The sequence below is a fragment of the Chachezhania sediminis genome (assembly GCF_009765275.1).
Lineage (GTDB): Bacteria > Pseudomonadota > Alphaproteobacteria > Rhodobacterales > Rhodobacteraceae > Chachezhania > Chachezhania sediminis.
On the sequence record NZ_VOPH01000024.1, the window covers coordinates 1 to 14101 of the forward strand.

Annotated in this window: 15 protein-coding genes; 5 read left to right on the top strand and 10 right to left on the bottom strand. The window is 61.7% G+C overall.

Annotated features, from left to right (window positions below; genetic code table 11):
* Positions 1-125: 125 nt before the first annotated feature.
* From FQK05_RS25590 to FQK05_RS25615, 6 genes are read right to left on the bottom strand one after another with little or no spacing between them, the layout of a single operon-like run.
* Positions 126-641 (bottom strand): AAA family ATPase, encoded by a 516-nt coding sequence (locus tag FQK05_RS25590; RefSeq protein WP_158972384.1) that lies wholly within the window; start codon positions 639-641, stop codon positions 126-128.
* A 40-nt stretch (positions 642-681) separates the two neighbouring features.
* Positions 682-2832: a transposase domain-containing protein gene (locus tag FQK05_RS25595; RefSeq protein WP_158972386.1), complete on the bottom strand. Its 2151-nt coding sequence runs from the start codon at positions 2830-2832 to the stop codon at positions 682-684.
* Complete coding sequence (locus FQK05_RS25600; protein ID WP_158972388.1) at positions 2829-3680, bottom strand: ParB/RepB/Spo0J family partition protein; 852 nt, start codon at positions 3678-3680, stop codon at positions 2829-2831. Before FQK05_RS25600 ends, FQK05_RS25595 begins: the two co-directional genes overlap by 4 nt.
* Positions 3673-3906 (bottom strand): hypothetical protein, encoded by a 234-nt coding sequence (locus FQK05_RS25605; protein ID WP_158972390.1) that lies wholly within the window; start codon positions 3904-3906, stop codon positions 3673-3675. The genes FQK05_RS25600 and FQK05_RS25605 overlap by 8 nt, the downstream gene beginning before the upstream one ends.
* A gap of 2 nt (positions 3907-3908) precedes the next feature.
* Positions 3909-4130: a hypothetical protein gene (locus tag FQK05_RS25610; protein ID WP_158972392.1), complete on the bottom strand. Its 222-nt coding sequence runs from the start codon at positions 4128-4130 to the stop codon at positions 3909-3911.
* Positions 4127-4363 carry a hypothetical protein gene (locus tag FQK05_RS25615; protein ID WP_158972394.1) on the bottom strand — a complete coding sequence of 79 codons (237 nt, stop codon included), beginning with the start codon at positions 4361-4363 and terminating at the stop codon, positions 4127-4129. The genes FQK05_RS25610 and FQK05_RS25615 overlap by 4 nt, the downstream gene beginning before the upstream one ends.
* Positions 4364-4567: 204 nt before the next feature.
* On the opposite strand from FQK05_RS25615, the gene FQK05_RS25620 reads away from it, so the two are divergent.
* On the top strand, positions 4568-4822 hold the full coding sequence (locus FQK05_RS25620; RefSeq protein ID WP_158972396.1) for a hypothetical protein: 255 nt from the start codon (positions 4568-4570) through the stop codon (positions 4820-4822).
* Here the strand turns inward: FQK05_RS25620 and FQK05_RS25625 are convergent.
* Positions 4800-5297: a hypothetical protein gene (locus FQK05_RS25625; RefSeq protein WP_158972398.1), complete on the bottom strand. Its 498-nt coding sequence runs from the start codon at positions 5295-5297 to the stop codon at positions 4800-4802. The two genes, FQK05_RS25620 and FQK05_RS25625, sit on opposite strands and share 23 nt — an antisense overlap.
* 421 nt (positions 5298-5718) lie before the next feature.
* Here FQK05_RS25625 and FQK05_RS25630 point away from each other — a divergent pair, with 421 nt between their 5' ends.
* On the top strand, positions 5719-6429 hold the full coding sequence (locus tag FQK05_RS25630) for a S24 family peptidase (protein ID WP_158972400.1): 711 nt from the start codon (positions 5719-5721) through the stop codon (positions 6427-6429).
* Between the two features lie 15 nt (positions 6430-6444).
* Here FQK05_RS25630 and FQK05_RS25635 read toward each other — a convergent pair whose 3' ends face one another.
* Positions 6445-6942, bottom strand: coding sequence for a hypothetical protein (locus FQK05_RS25635; RefSeq protein WP_158972402.1), 498 nt, complete (start codon positions 6940-6942; stop codon positions 6445-6447).
* A 322-nt stretch (positions 6943-7264) separates the two neighbouring features.
* On the opposite strand from FQK05_RS25635, the gene FQK05_RS25640 reads away from it, so the two are divergent.
* Positions 7265-9016: a site-specific DNA-methyltransferase gene (locus FQK05_RS25640; RefSeq protein ID WP_158972404.1), complete on the top strand. Its 1752-nt coding sequence runs from the start codon at positions 7265-7267 to the stop codon at positions 9014-9016.
* Between the two features lie 287 nt (positions 9017-9303).
* Here FQK05_RS25640 and FQK05_RS25645 read toward each other — a convergent pair whose 3' ends face one another.
* Positions 9304-9981 (bottom strand): tyrosine-type recombinase/integrase, encoded by a 678-nt coding sequence (locus FQK05_RS25645; protein ID WP_158972406.1) that lies wholly within the window; start codon positions 9979-9981, stop codon positions 9304-9306.
* 21 nt (positions 9982-10002) lie between these two features.
* On the opposite strand from FQK05_RS25645, the gene FQK05_RS25650 reads away from it, so the two are divergent.
* A complete protein-coding gene (locus tag FQK05_RS25650) occupies positions 10003-10590 on the top strand; it encodes a hypothetical protein (RefSeq protein WP_158972408.1) in 588 nt (195 codons plus the stop codon).
* Between the two features lie 155 nt (positions 10591-10745).
* On the opposite strand, the gene FQK05_RS25655 is transcribed toward FQK05_RS25650, so the two are convergent.
* Positions 10746-13118, bottom strand: a complete 2373-nt coding sequence (locus FQK05_RS25655; RefSeq protein ID WP_158972410.1) for an arylsulfatase — start codon at positions 13116-13118, stop codon at positions 10746-10748.
* Positions 13119-13465: 347 nt separating this feature from the next.
* Here FQK05_RS25655 and FQK05_RS26325 point away from each other — a divergent pair.
* Positions 13466-14101 (top strand): transposase (locus tag FQK05_RS26325; RefSeq protein WP_233270691.1); only part of this gene is annotated, 636 nt, incomplete at its 3' end.

The window sequence follows — 14101 nt, forward strand, 5'->3', positions numbered from 1 at the left end:
TTCTCAGCTCAATCGGCTACATGCCGCCAGCCGAGGCCGAGCGGCGATGTCTTGAACAAATCGAAGCTATGGATAAGGTCGCATAACGCGTTGAACGAAACGCTCTCCGGGCAAGCCGGGGCGGTTCAGTCTGCAGGCTCCGCCGCGACCCAATCCAGCATCCGGTTGTGGGTCCGCTCCAGCTTTGCCAGGTTCTGCGGCAGGCGCTCCTCGCCGATCAGGATGATCGTGCCCTTGCTGTCCTCGAACAGCTCGCGGACCAGCTCGATCATCTTGTTCTTCATGAGGTAGTCGGCTTCGTCGATCAGCAGCGGGCGCCCGGTGACAGCCAACTGGCGCGAGATCTGGCTGGACATCTCCGGGATGGTCCGGCGCGGTTCGATCCCCATGTTCGCCAGGATTGACCGGAACAGCGTCTTCCGCGTCCAGCTTTCACGCATCTCGACCCAGTAGGCGCTGGTCTCGTTCGCGTTCCAGGTCGCGGCCGTGGTCTTGCCGTAACCGGAGGGGCCATAGAAGCAGGCCATGCCGGGCAGATCGGGGTCCCGGTCGTTCACCCGGTGGATCAGCTCGTTGAGCAGCATCACGTTGCGCAAGGGCGCGACGCCGGGGGTGAAGCTGCCGGCTCGGTCGTGTTTCATCGATATGCTCTCCTCTTCAAGGGCCTGCTTAAGGGCAGGTTCACCGGATGCTGTCGGCCCCGAACCTGTCGAAGATCGTCAGGCTGGAACGGTATTCGGGGGTCTCGGAATAGCGGCGGTACCAGGCGGCTTCCTCGCGCCCGACGGGCTCGCCCGCCTCGGATCTCGCCTCGATCTCGCGGGCGCGGAAGAAGCGCTCGCGTGCGGTTTCCTGGGCGGGCACCGGTTCTGCCTTTCGGGCGCCGAAGCTCTCAGCAAAGTCCAGAAGCTGCGCGTCCTGCTCCGGCGTGGTCTGCGGCGTGGCCAGCGGCCGCGCGATCAGCGGGCCCTTCTGGCGCTGTTCCAGCCGGCGGATCTCTTCCAGGTTGGCCAGCTTGACGACCTTGGCCTCCACCTGGGCCTCGGCACGCTTCGGCAGCTTGTCCAGATCGCGGGCAAGTCCGCCCACGGAGATCGGGCGAAGCGCCTTGGCGGCGCGCCGCTGTGCCTTCAGCTGGCGGCTCCGCTCCTTGGCGGCTGCCTGGGCAGAGGCAAGATCGAAGAACTCGGACTTCTCCTGGCATGCCGCGTAGCCCAGGAATTCTCCGGAAAGGCTGTAGACATATGCCCCGGCATGAAGGTCCTCGGGATTGAACCGTGCGACGACCGTCTGGCCCGCCAGCTCGTTCATCCAGTCCGACCAATAGCCGTTCTTGTGCAGGGTCATGCGGCCGTGGGACTTGTGAAGCTTGCAGACCTGCTGGGCCATCAGGCAAAGCCGCAGCTGCTCGTCGGTGGCCTTCCGGACCGGTGCCCGGGCATAGCTCTCGGCGAAGGTCTCGTCGAAGCTGCGGCCTTCGGCGGTGGCGCTCAGCCGGCCTTGCCGGGCATTGTGTTCGGCGATCCCTTCCGCGACGACGGCCAGGAAATCTTCCAGCTCCACTGCGCGGGACATGTAGTTCTCGGGCTTGGCGTCTGGCCTATGGCCAACATAGGCCCCGGCAAAGCGCGGATCCTTGGCCACGTCGCTGGCAATATCGCGGAAGGCACGCTCGATCGGCTTGGCCTGACCGTGGCCGGGCGTGGCCCAGTGGATCTTCACCCCAAGCAGCGCCAGGACACCCAGTGGCTCTTCCTCGCGGACCTTGAAGCGGAACCGGGTCGGTGCGCCGCCGGTCAGCCACTTGTTCGCGAACTCCCGGCCGTTGTCGAAAAGGCAATTTACGGGAATGCCCCAGGTTTGCAGCAGGTCCTTGAAGGCCGACATGACAGCGACCTTGTTCGGGTCGACATCCACCCGCCAGGACAGGATCTTGCCGGAATACAGGTCCTGGAACGCCACGATCTGAGGCCGGATCGGCTTGTCGAAGCCGGGCCAAGTGACGAAGACATCGATTTTGTGGCAGTCGGCGTTGACGCCTTCCAGGGCGGACAGGCTGGACCGGTCCCGGATCTGCGGCGGGAAGCACTCCATCAGACCGCGCTCGCCCTTCCGCATGAAAACCTGGGTCACCAGGGGAACCTTGTTGTCCAGCCACCGCTGGGCGGTCCGCTCCGTGAGTGCAGCGACGCCATGCTGCTTGCAGAGCCGCTTCACCCGTCGATAACAGGATCGGAAACTAGGCCCTTCCAGCCGGAGGAAATCGGCCAGCAGCCATTCATAGAACTGCTCGGACGCCTGCGCTTTCTGGCCCGTCGCATGTCCCATCCTGTGTCGCGGGGCGAGATACGGCAGCCAGTCCGCCGGATCGACACCTTCGACCAGGCCGAACCAGTTCCAGATCGTGCGCTCGCTCTTGCCGATCCGGTTCGCGACCATGGCGACGGCCAGATACTTGGTCGAAACCGGGGTAAGGCCCTCGATCTCCCTCAACACGGCAAGCCGATCTGCGGCCGCCTTCTTGGTGGCGTCCGGCAGGGCTTCGAACCAGCGCCAGCACGCGTCGCGATCAAGGCCCGGCTTCGAGACATCGGGCTCCTCGCCAGCCCCGGCCAGCAGCTGTCGCTGGGCACGGACCGGCAAAAGCCGCCATTGGTATTCCCAACCACCGCCCCGGGCCTGGCGGCGCCGGGCGCGGCCGGGCTGGGCACGCCAGTCCTGCGACTTGGCCACGGCCTCGATCCCCTGCCGGGTTGCCGGCAGATCGGGCAGCCGGGCTTCGGCCAGCTCGGCAACTGTCCACCATTCCTTGAGGGGTGCGAAATCCTTCATTCTGCCGCCACCCCGTGGCGCGCGATCAGCGCCACGACCTCGTGGCCGAACTCATCGGCGAACCGGCGTTGCGCCACGGCAGAGGCCCGCTTCCATACCCTGCAAAGGTCCAGATAGGCCTGTTCGTGCGGATCCACCGGGGGCGTGGAATTGGCCGGTGCCTTCACGGCCGCCAGGGCCTTCGCGGCGGATTTGGCCTTGCCCTCTGCCAGGGCATCGACCACCGCATAGCGTTCGGTCGGCCCAAGCGTGCCGATGACCTGCAGATCCTTCAGGCCGACCGGGCGCGCGGCCTTGCGCAGCCTCGACACCTCGTCCCCCGCCAGGCGCTCGCCCGCGGCGACCATGCGCCGGACGTGGCGCTCGGTGATCCCGAATTTCTCGGCGGTTGTCGCCGCGAAAGTGGCGACGGACATCGTGTCCGCGGCCAACTTTCCTGTATGCTGGTTCCCCTTGAAGGCGGCAGCCTTGGTCTCCGGATGCAGCTTCTCGTAGACCCGCTTGCGCTCGGCCAGGAAGACGGCGGTATCCAGGGCGGTCAGTTCGGCGCCCGCCAGGTTGTCGTCGATTTCCATCAGCCGGGCGAAATCGTCGTTGCAGCGCCAGCAGGCGACCTTGATCGTCTCCCAGCCAAGTTCCCGCGCGGCGGTCAGCCTGTGCAGGCCCGCCAGCAGGCTGGTCTTGCCATCCTTCAGCCGCCGCACATGGATGGGGTCCTTCATCACGCCCAACTCGCCGATCGAAGCGATGATCGCCTGCACGCCCGCTTCGCTTGCCGGACGCAGGCGCTGCCCGATTTCGATATCGGCGACGGGCAATTCGGTGATCGTGGTCAGAAGTTCAGCCATTCTCGGCAGGGCCTTTCGTCATCGTGTAGTAGAAGCGGCGGACGCCGTTGACGCGCCGCTGCTCGCAAATGATCACCGCGCCGTGCTGGCGCAGTTCCGCGACGCAGGCATTCACCGCCATCACCTCGGCCTTCCTGACGATCTCCCGGGTCGTGTGCGGCTTGCCATCGGCCAGAAGCCGGCGGACACGGACAAGACGAGGGGAAAGCAGAGAGGCCGCGTGCATGGTCAGCGCTGCGCCTCGACCTCGAACGCGGCAGAGGTATCCGTCCGCGTTGACCGGAACCGGGTGCCCCAGCCCTTGTGCCCGATGATCCGACTGACGCGGCCCAAGGGCTCATCGACCGCCTCTGCCGCTTCCGCGACGGTGCAGTTCCAGCCGATCGGCTCGCAATGCTGCCAGACGCGGAAGGCTATGGCCTCGGCTATCGGGTTGACGGTCTTGGTCATTGGTAAATCACCCCCATGAACAGCCCCGTAACCAGGATGATGAAGATGCAGGCCACGCCGATCAGGTCGCCGACCAAGCTGTCATCCACCCAGCGGGAGAATGCGGAAATCCGGTGCCAGGCCGCGCGGATCGCGGGCACGACGCGCGACCTGGCAGGCTCGGTCCCCTCATCGGCCGGGAGGACGGCCGAAGGAGGATCGAAGCGGAAAGGATGAGTATCTCGGAAGGTCATGCGCACCCCCAGATTTTGTGGTATGAGAGCCGCTCCATTCTGGCGGTGCCGGAGAGCGCAGGAGCGCTCCCCAGCACCTTCATCCCCTTCTGAGGCAACAGAAGGTGACGACGCGAAATGTCGGCCTTGCAGCGACGGGAGGTGTAACCAGCACCCCCCGCCACCTGAGCCCCTGAGTACCCAAGCCACCCAAGGACTGTTCGAATGAAGAAGCCGAACGACAAGAAAACGTATTCCACGCTCGACGAAATGATGGCCGCCATCGCAACGCTGCCGGACATCCAGCGCATGCGCATCGGAGAAGCGGTCCTGCTGCTGATTGCAGAAGGAAAAGAGGTCACGCTCGACAGCATCATGGAGGAGCTGCTTCTCGCGGCCGCAGGTGACAGGAGCTCGACGGGCGCCGTAGACCACGCTGCAAGGGAGGCGTGGGCGCTCATCTCTGGGTCTCGCGACTGAAAGGAAGCGGAATTCGGCGGATGAAGAACGCCATCGCGGCGGCCAGCTTGCGGTCATCGCCACCCTGAACAACGTTCTGTCGGCGGCGCTCTGCGATGAGTTTCGAAAGCTCCTCCCAGTGGCATTCGGCTGAGCACACCATCTTCAGGACAGCTTTCAGCGCATCGTCCATCGAGTGCCCCATCACGGCACCCGTGCCAGCCTCAAGATCAGGATCCACAGCACCGGGTGAAACAGGCTCCGCCCCGGTCTCAGCGATCAGGTCGCGGCGCCGTTGGCTCAGCAACCGGATCTTCTCGTCGATCAGGTCGATAAGGAGGAGCTTCGCCCCGTCCTCGTCGGGCACGGGCCAGCCGTGGGCATCGCTGACCCGTGCGCAAAGCCCGTAGCACTCGGCAAAGGACTTGCCTTCCTCCGTAAGGAACTCGACGGACAGGCTCAGCGTGAAGCCGGTGTAGGTTTGGGGCTTCGACATCACAGCACCCCCGCCAGCTTGAAGATCAGGATCCACAGCACGAGGCCGGCAAAGACGCCCGGCAGGATCCACCAACCGTGCGGCATCATGCGACCGCCTTTCGAGACCTGTCCGGCCGACGAATATCAGAAGGCCATTCCAGATCGGTGGGCCAGTTGTCGGAGAACCACATGACAACGCGGTCAGCAGTTCGGAGCGTGCAGCCTCCACCACCTTTCAACCGCTCAAAGAACTTTCCGTCGCGCACTGCATACGAGCCGACTGTGGAGAGAGTTCGCCCTGTGTGGGCGCAGTACGCCTCTGCTTGCTTGATGATCATGCCTGTGTTCATCCCGACCCTCCAAACTGGGTTTATCCCAAATCCTATAGATGGGTTCTTCCCGATTGTCAAAGGTGATGTTTTCGGGCACTGTCCCGATCCATGGAAGACTTTGGGAAAACCTTTGCGGATGTGGTCGCGCAGCAGCTTAAGGCGCTGAACAAAAACGCATTTGCTGTTGAGAAGGAGGGAGGCCTTCCTGTCGACGCGATACGTTCTGTCGTTCGCGACGACGACAAGAGAGCGGTGCCCAGGATAACCCGAGCCAAGGAAATCTGTGATCTTCTCGGCTTAGAGTTCTACATCGGGCCAAAGCGTGAGCTTGGACCGATCGAGCATCTGACCTTGGATGGTAGTGATTACGCGCAGATCCCTCTACACGAGGCGACACTCTCGGCAGGGGGCGGCGCGTTCAACGGGACCGAGCCGATCACGGATCACCTCGCCTTCAAAAAGGCATGGCTGAAGCGCATCGGCGTAAGTGCCTCAGATGCAGTCTTGGCGCGTATTGCGGATGGTGAGATGGGCGAGAGCATGATGCCGACGATCATGCCCGGCGACATGGTTCTGATTGATAGATCGCGTCGCGAGATCCCTCAGCGACAGGCCCAATTCAAGGGCCGCAGGAGCCCAATTTACGCTTTTACGACCGAGGACGGCGCTCGCGTGAAACGCCTTGCACAGATCAAGGATACATTACTCCTGATCTCGGACAATCCAGACGTTCCACCAGAAGTCATCAACCGTGAAAATTGGCCGACGATCAACGTGATCGGCAAGGTTGTCTGGTGGGGGCATACTGCGGAGGAGTGATCCCCTCGGTGACGGTCAATTTGTCCCAAAATCGCAGCGGGACTTTGCGTCGTCGCCAGTCCTGACGCCCATCGCCCGAAGGTCCTCGCCGATCCGAAAGAGGTTCACCTGATACGGGATGATTATCCCCGCATCGCGCGTGTCGGCTGTCGGAGTGTAGACACCGCAGACCAGTATCCGGTTTCTAACCTGATATGTGAATTCTTCACCAAACGCATAAGCTTCGAAGTCAACATAGGCTCGAAGAACTTGCTGAGCGAGGTTCTTGGTCTCCGACGATGGTCTCCGACGGCTTGCCTTGGCTGTGCCCAGGAGGTGGCCCTCAATCACCTCTTCGCTGGCCTCGATCCCGTTGGCTTCGGCATAGGCGGTCCAGAGGTCCGCCTCGTCGGTGATTTCCCAACCGTTCTCCACAGCCTCCTGTGCCAGCCGCAGGACGCGATAGTCCGTCTCCTGGGCCGCGGCCGGCAGGGCGGGGAGGAGGAGAGCCAGGGCGGCAGCAATCAGTTTCATGGGGTGGCTCCTTGGGAGGGAGGCAGACATCGTCGCGGCCAGCGTAGCGCAGGATGATCCTGGGAAGAATCCCCTTTCGCCGTGAAGATGACGTGTGGCGCAAGGAATGCTGGGGGAAGACCGAACAGGTTCAGCAAAGGCGGCTGACGCGGACCTTCCGGTCGGCGATCTAGCCAATCATTCGCCCCGATAACGTTGCCAAAAGTCCCCATACTTCAATTCTTGCGGGTGTTTCTGCCCGCGGTTTTGCAATTTTCTTGTCCCAAGCCCTTCGATGCGACTGAGTTTTGTAAAGCTGCCTGGGGGGCCAGGAGGGCGAGACATGAAGAATGCATTCTATTTCGGTGATAACCTGCACATTATGCGGGAATACATCCCCGACGAAAGCGTCGATCTGATCTACTTGGATCCACCCTTTAACTCGAATGCCAACTACAATCTCCTTTTCCGGTCGCCCGATCCAAAGCGCTGGTCGGACGCCCAGATTGCGACCTTTGAAGATACCTGGACTTGGGGAGACGCCGCAGAAGAAACCTTCGAGAGTTTGACGTTCGGAGCTGGTCGCGTATCGGACGTTATGCTCGCCATGCACAAGATGCTCGGCCAGAATGACATGCTGGCATACTTGACCATGATGGCCGCGCGCCTCGTCGAGTTGCAGCGAGCGCTTAAGCCCACAGGGTCGATCTATCTGCATTGTGATCCGACGGCGAGCCACTACCTCAAAGTGGTGATGGACGCGATTTTCGGGCCGACACGGTTCCAGAACGAAATCGTGTGGCAGCGAAACACGGGAAAGTCGCTCATGAAGAAGCGTCTTCCCAACACGCACGACCTCTTGCTCGCCTACCGCCAGTCTGATCAGTCGACGTGGAACGACGATGCCATCTATTCACCATATGATCCTGACGACTTGCCCAAGAAAACGTCCCAAAAGTACTGTTACACCGATGAAGGCGGACGCCGCTATTCTCTCGATAACTTGCTCAATCCCAACAAGAACAGACCGAACCTCGACTATGAGTTCCTTGGCGTCAGACGGGTCTGGCGTTGGACGAAAGAACGAATGCAAGCGGCCCACGAAGCGGGCCTGATCCACCAAAGCGGACCAGGAAAGGTTCCGCGCCTCAAGCGATACCTCGACGAAATGAAGGGCCTGCCCCTCTCCGATGTCTGGACGGATATTCTGCCGTTGAATTCTCAGGCCCAGGAGCGCCTAGGATATCCGACGCAGAAGCCACTCTCTCTTTTGGAACGGGTCATTTCGATGTCATCCCGAGAAGGCGATGTTGTGCTGGATCCTTTCTGCGGGTGCGGAACGACCTTGCATGCCGCGGAGAAGCTTGGCCGGCAGTGGGTTGGCATCGATGTCGCCGTTCAGGCGATGCGGGTCGTGGAGGATCGACTGAAAAACTCGTTCTCAAGGATCGACTACGATGTCTTTGGCCTCCCGACCAGCGTGAGCGGGGCGAAGTGGCTGGCCGAGAACGACCCCTTCAAGTTCGAAGAGTGGGCGGTCAATGTTATTGGAGGTATGCACTCCGGCAAGTTCCGGGGCGACGGTGGTGTCGACGGCACATTCTACTTTCTCACTGGCAAGGACGAGGCCAAGAGCCGAGGGATCATCTCTGTAAAGGGCGGCAGAAACTTGAACCCTGGGATGATCCGGGATCTCGTTGGAACCTTGGAAAGAGAAAGGCGCTTTACCGAGGATCCGAACGCGATAGCGGTGTTCGTATGCGCCGAACCTGCAACGAAGGGAATGCTGGAAGAGGCAAGGCATGCTGGGAAGATCCTTACGGACTTCGGCGAATACCCAGCCGTTCAGATACTGTCGATCGAAGAGATCTTTGGCGGAAGCTCGATCCGAGTTCCCTTCCTCTTCGACGTCGTCACGGCAGCGGCAGCTGGACGCCGGCGACCGGGGCAGAAATCAGCGTTCTTGGATCCTAGGGAGTTGGCTCGTCAACGCCAGTTCCTGTTCTCGTTCGGCGGCGGCAAGGGAGAAGCAGAGCAGATACCTCTTTTCCAGGAGCAACCGGTCATGCCCGCCCAGGTTCGACACGCGGGGTAGTCTCCTAGGCGGGGACGGGTATTTCTGTTGCATGTTATCGACCTGCGCCTCGCCGGATCGACAAACGGTAAGCTGTTAGGTGCAAAGGGATTTCCGGAACATGCAAGAGGTTCGACAAACTTGCGCTCGCATTTGCATGTTCCGGGGCTTGGCCATCCGCCTGCATCCGCGCGTTGTCAGCCCCAACACCCTTGTTAACATGGGTTTTAAGCGGCTCATCACGCCGCGACCGGATTAAGGCCAACCACCCCGTAGGCGCCAAGGATCGGCCTACTGAAGGACAAGCCTCACCATGCTGTTGCTTCGGCCTGGCACCTCGTAAGGGCCTGATCTTTAGTGCTCTTCCGCGTTCTTCCGGCTTGGCCCGAGGTCTTCCGGCTTACTGCAGATATCCCTGTCCCATTACATTGAGCAAGCAGATCAGAGATTTCACGTTCGTCCTGCCCTGCCTCCCTAAGCCGTGTCGCCGTCGTGTGCCGCAGCCCCTTCGGAGTTAGACCTGGCGCGGCCCTTCCATCCTTTTCGAGCTTTGTCCGAAGTCGCTGCCAGGCGCTGGCGAAACCGTCGTAGGTCCAAGGCGTACCTTTCGAGCTGGCGAGAAGTGTAGGCGCATCGTGCGCAGGCACCCTTGCGAGTTCAGATACCAAGACGCTGCCAATCGGGATTGCTGCACCGACATTGGTTTTATTTCGGCCTTTCCAAATCACGCCATCGTCCACCTGATCCTTGCGAAACTCCAAGGCATCGGTCGGATCCTGCCCAGTGCAAAAGATCGTAGCCAAAGCGGCTCTTAGCTGAGGCGACGCTGCATCGAGGACGGTTTGCACCTCTTCGAACGTCCATGTCCGATATGCCTCTGGGGCGCCCTTTGGTCGGGGCTTCTTGATAACGTCTTCGGCGAAATTCTTCGAAATCAATCCCTTGGGAATGTAAAACTTGAAAACTTGGATGAGGAAGTTACGCACGCGGTTCGCCTTGTCCCAGGGATGACGACGACCACAGTCGACGAGATCGATCTGCTGGATGACGTGATCGGAAACCGAAATCGAAGCGCTGGCCGCCAACCGCTTCAGAGTATGGCGCGGCAGGTGCGGGACGCTTTTCCCGTCTACGATAGCGCGCCGGACCTGGTGGCTTCGGAAGAAGAAGTTCGGGGGGAAGGGGCGGCCTGGACGACGAAGGACGGGTTTCATTTTCGGGAAGCCCCGCCATCCGCCTCTGATCACCACATTGCCAATGCCGCCGCGGTGCTGGTCAAGCTTTATGCGCGGTCCAGCACCGGCACCGTGCTCGACCTGCGCGCCCTGGGCGCGCCCGACGATCTGGTCACCGACATTTCCGACATCATCGACACAGCGATGGCCACCGACTTCGATCTGGCGTTTCCGCAGAAGTTCGCGACTTCGCGCGCGGCCCAGTTCTACGGCGCCCGCCGGAACTTTCACTTGCCGTGGCAATCCCGGCTCATGAAGGACCAAGACTTCGTGCCTGACACTCCGAGCCGCAGAGCCAACCCAGACTTGTCGTCGGCGCGAGCGCTCTCTTCCGGTGAATTTTTGTGGCGCGGTAGTTAAGCCGTTCGGCACAGCCAAATGAAAACCCTGGCAGCTCTGGACCACCACGGCATCCGATCGGAAGCAGTGTCATCTCCACGCGTCTTGCGCCATGCCCGTCGTTGGCTGGGCCGCGGCTGAGCCGTTGCCCTTTCCGCTACGGCCCGAATTTGACGCTACTGCAATTCCACGGTCACCTGCTTGATCGTGCCGGTGAATGCGAATGGCGCATCCTCCCTATAGGCGGGAGTGACCGTTGCACCGAGGTCCATTCCAATGTCCAGCGTCTCGGTTGCAGAGTAGCGGGACGGCACGACCTTCTCGATGTCTCCGCTTGCAACCTCGACACCGTCAACGAGAAGGGTGGCCGTGCCGCCCGTGACCTCTTTCCCTGGCTCAAAAGGACGCTGTTCATAGACCATCGTTACGCTGTGCTCGCCCGGCTCCAACGGCGTCTGTCCCGCAACCCGGTAGAGCTCCTTGCCGAAGAAGTTGAATTCATAGACCGGAACGCCGTCCTCGAGATACAGCGCGTATCCGGCCGCTGACCCGCCGTTCGCGATCATCACGCCACTTGCGCCTCCTTCGGGCACCTCGATTTCGGCGGTGATCGTATGGGAGCGCTGATAGGCTGGAGCCGCGCTGCCTTCCGGGACGCGTGTCGTGCCAGGAGCATAGGTGAACAAGTCCCGCCCGCGGGTGACCGAGGGGCGCTCGGGGTTCAGGGCGCGATCAGAGAAGCGGTCGTCGAGCGGGTAGACCTGGAACTTCTGGGCCTCTTCGTCGAACATCGCCTGAAGCTCGGCGAGCTTCTCGGGATTTTCGGCGGCGATGTCATGTGCCTCCGAGAAATCTTCCTCGATGTTGTAGAGTTCCCAGGTGCTGTCGTCGAAACCCACCGAGCCGGTCAGCTCCCAGGGGGCGCCGTGGAACGACGCGGCGACCCAGCCGTCATGATAGAGCGCACGGTGCCCTCCGGTCTCGAAATACTGCGTGTGCCGTGTTCCGGGCGCTTCGGCATCGTCAAAGCTGTAGTCCATGCTGACGCCGGCCATGGGGATCTGCTCGGCCCCGTTGACCACTCCGGGCTCGGGAATTCCGGCGGCTTCGAGGATCGTGGGGGCAATATCCACGACGTGATGGAACTGTGTCCGGATGCCGCCAGTGTCGGCAATCTTCGCGGGCCAGCTGATGACCATGCCGTTCCGGGTGCCCCCGAAATGCGAGGGCACGCGCTTCATCCACTGGAACGGCGCCGATCCCGCCCAGGCCCAGCCGACGGGGTAGTGATTTTCATGCAGCGGGCCGCCGATCTCGTCTATCTCGGGCAACTGCGCCTCGACCGTGTCGGGAACGCCGTTCTGGGTCATCATGTTGTTCAGCGTGCCGGTGAGGCTGCCCTCGGCGCTGGGGCCGTTGTCGCCTGCGATGAGGATGATCAGCGTATTGTCGGCCCCGGGCAGGGCGCGGACCTTGTCGATCAGACGACCGATTTCATAATCCGTCTGCGCCAGGAATCCGGCAAACACCTCCTGGTGCCTGCTGAAGAGCCGCTGCGCGTCGGCGTCGAGTGACTCCCAGGCCTCGATCTGCTCCGGGCGCGGCGTGAGGTCGGTGTTTTCGGGGACGACACCGATCGCCTTCTGACGGGCGAGCGTCTCTTCGCGGACCTTGTCCCAGCCCTGGTCGAACTGGCCCGAAAACTTGTCGATCCATTCCTGGCTGACATGCAGCGGGGCATGCACCGCGCCCGGCGCGAAATACATGAAATAGGGCTTGTCCGGCGCGATGGATTGCTGACGGTCGAGCCAGGCGATCGCGTCGTCCACCAGATCGACGTTGAGGTTGTAGCCCTCCTCCGGGCCGATCTCCGGCTCTACCGGGATCGTGTTCCGGAACAGCTGTGGATCCCATTGGCTGGTCTCGCCGCCCTGGAAACCGTACCAGTATTCGAAGCCCAGCCCGGTCGGCCAGTGATCGAACGGCCCTATCGGAGAGGTCTCCCAATCCGGCGTATTGTGCCATTTGCCGAACGCTGCGGTCGAGTACCCATGATCCTTGAGGATCTCCGCGATTGTGGCTGTCGAACGCGGCCAGATGCTGTCATAGCCCGGATAGCCGGTGGAGAGCTCGGTGATCGTACCAAAGCCGCTTTGGTGGTGGTTGCGACCGGTCAGCAGAGCTGCCCGCGTCGGCGAACAGATTGCAGTGGTGTGGAACCGCGTGAAGCGCAGGCCCTCTTCTGCAAGGGCATCCATGGCCGGGGTCGGAACCGGCCCGCCGAAGGTGCCGGGCTGGCCGAATCCGAGGTCGTCGATGAGGACGACAATGACGTTGGGCGCCCCTTCGGGCGGCGTTACCGGCTGGGGATAGTCCTGGGTCGAGCCCTCGAAGGTTTCCGTGATGACCCCTTCGAAAGGGGCCGGCGGCAGCGGCAGGACCGAGCCATCCCGCAGCGCATTTTCCGCACTGGCCGCGGATGCCGACGTCATGAGCAGGAGGGCAGTGCCTACTCGAAGCGCGCCCCTGAAGTGCAATCGCTGGGCCATGGACTTCCCTCTACAATCAATGAAGCAACTTCTGGTGCGAGCCTACCACACAATCCATGCGTGCAAAGATGCATCTTGCATCCGTGCTCTTTGGAGTAGAGCAATGCTCGCCGAACCCGGCGGTATCGGCGGAGGAGGCTCCCGGAGGGAGGAAAACCGGTTCAATTCTGCGCCCTCTCCGTCGTTGTGGTGTAGGTGCAGCGAACGGCAGGAAGGTCCGCGAAATCGGACCTCGGCGTGCCCCGCGGCGAAGGTCGGCTGTCCGCCGATTCCGTTGAAAAAGTCCGTGTTGCGCTGCTGCAAGTCTTTCGATGCACTCAGTTATGAGTGGATGGGAGGATATCGGGATGATGGGCAGGCAAGAGGCACCGGCGCAGCTGTTCCACGACTTCGATCCGGAACGACACGTCCCCGCCAACCACATGTTGCGAGAGATCGATTTGCTCCTGGATGGCGATAACCTTCGGGATGCGCTGCGCCCGTTCTACAGTCACCTCGGCCGCCCCTCCATCGATCCCGAGTTGATCATTCGGATGCTGGTGATCGGCTACGTCATGGGCATCCGGTCTGAGCGCCGCCTGTGCGACGAGGTACACCTGAACCTGGTCTACCGTTGGTTCTGCCGCCTTGGACTGGAAGGGAAGGTCCCGGATCACTCGACGTTTTCCCGCTATCGCCATGGCAAGTTCCGGGAAAGCCACCTGCTGCGGCAGGTGTTCGAGGCCAACGCCCGGCGTCTGCGCCGGGATCTTGACGCGCGCGGCATGTTACTGCGCCGAGAAACCGAGGAGTTGGTCATGAACAAGCACTATCTGGAAATGCCGCTGGAAGACCTCTGCGCAAAGATCCTGTTCGAGCTCGCGGCTTCACAAGGTGATCTATCCTGCCGCTGTGCTGGCTGCGGTTCATTATGTGATGCTTGTGAAGGGTTTTCAGGTGGAGCCGCTGATTTATCTGGGAGCGATTCTGGGTCTTTTGGCTTT

Coding starts and splice junctions, on each gene's coding strand:
- FQK05_RS25620 (WP_158972396.1), top strand. CDS start 4,568: ATGAAGAAGCCGAACGACAAGAAAACGTATTCCACGCTCGACGAAATG.
- FQK05_RS25630 (WP_158972400.1), top strand. CDS start 5,719: ATGGAAGACTTTGGGAAAACCTTTGCGGATGTGGTCGCGCAGCAGCTT.
- FQK05_RS25635 (WP_158972402.1), bottom strand. CDS start 6,942: ATGAAACTGATTGCTGCCGCCCTGGCTCTCCTCCTCCCCGCCCTGCCG.
- FQK05_RS25610 (WP_158972392.1), bottom strand. CDS start 4,130: ATGACCAAGACCGTCAACCCGATAGCCGAGGCCATAGCCTTCCGCGTC.
- FQK05_RS25655 (WP_158972410.1), bottom strand. CDS start 13,118: ATGGCCCAGCGATTGCACTTCAGGGGCGCGCTTCGAGTAGGCACTGCC.
- FQK05_RS25600 (WP_158972388.1), bottom strand. CDS start 3,680: ATGGCTGAACTTCTGACCACGATCACCGAATTGCCCGTCGCCGATATC.
- FQK05_RS25615 (WP_158972394.1), bottom strand. CDS start 4,363: ATGACCTTCCGAGATACTCATCCTTTCCGCTTCGATCCTCCTTCGGCC.
- FQK05_RS25590 (WP_158972384.1), bottom strand. CDS start 641: ATGAAACACGACCGAGCCGGCAGCTTCACCCCCGGCGTCGCGCCCTTG.
- FQK05_RS25640 (WP_158972404.1), top strand. CDS start 7,265: ATGAAGAATGCATTCTATTTCGGTGATAACCTGCACATTATGCGGGAA.
- FQK05_RS25605 (WP_158972390.1), bottom strand. CDS start 3,906: ATGCACGCGGCCTCTCTGCTTTCCCCTCGTCTTGTCCGTGTCCGCCGG.
- FQK05_RS25650 (WP_158972408.1), top strand. CDS start 10,003: ATGACGACGACCACAGTCGACGAGATCGATCTGCTGGATGACGTGATC.
- FQK05_RS25595 (WP_158972386.1), bottom strand. CDS start 2,832: ATGAAGGATTTCGCACCCCTCAAGGAATGGTGGACAGTTGCCGAGCTG.
- FQK05_RS25625 (WP_158972398.1), bottom strand. CDS start 5,297: ATGTCGAAGCCCCAAACCTACACCGGCTTCACGCTGAGCCTGTCCGTC.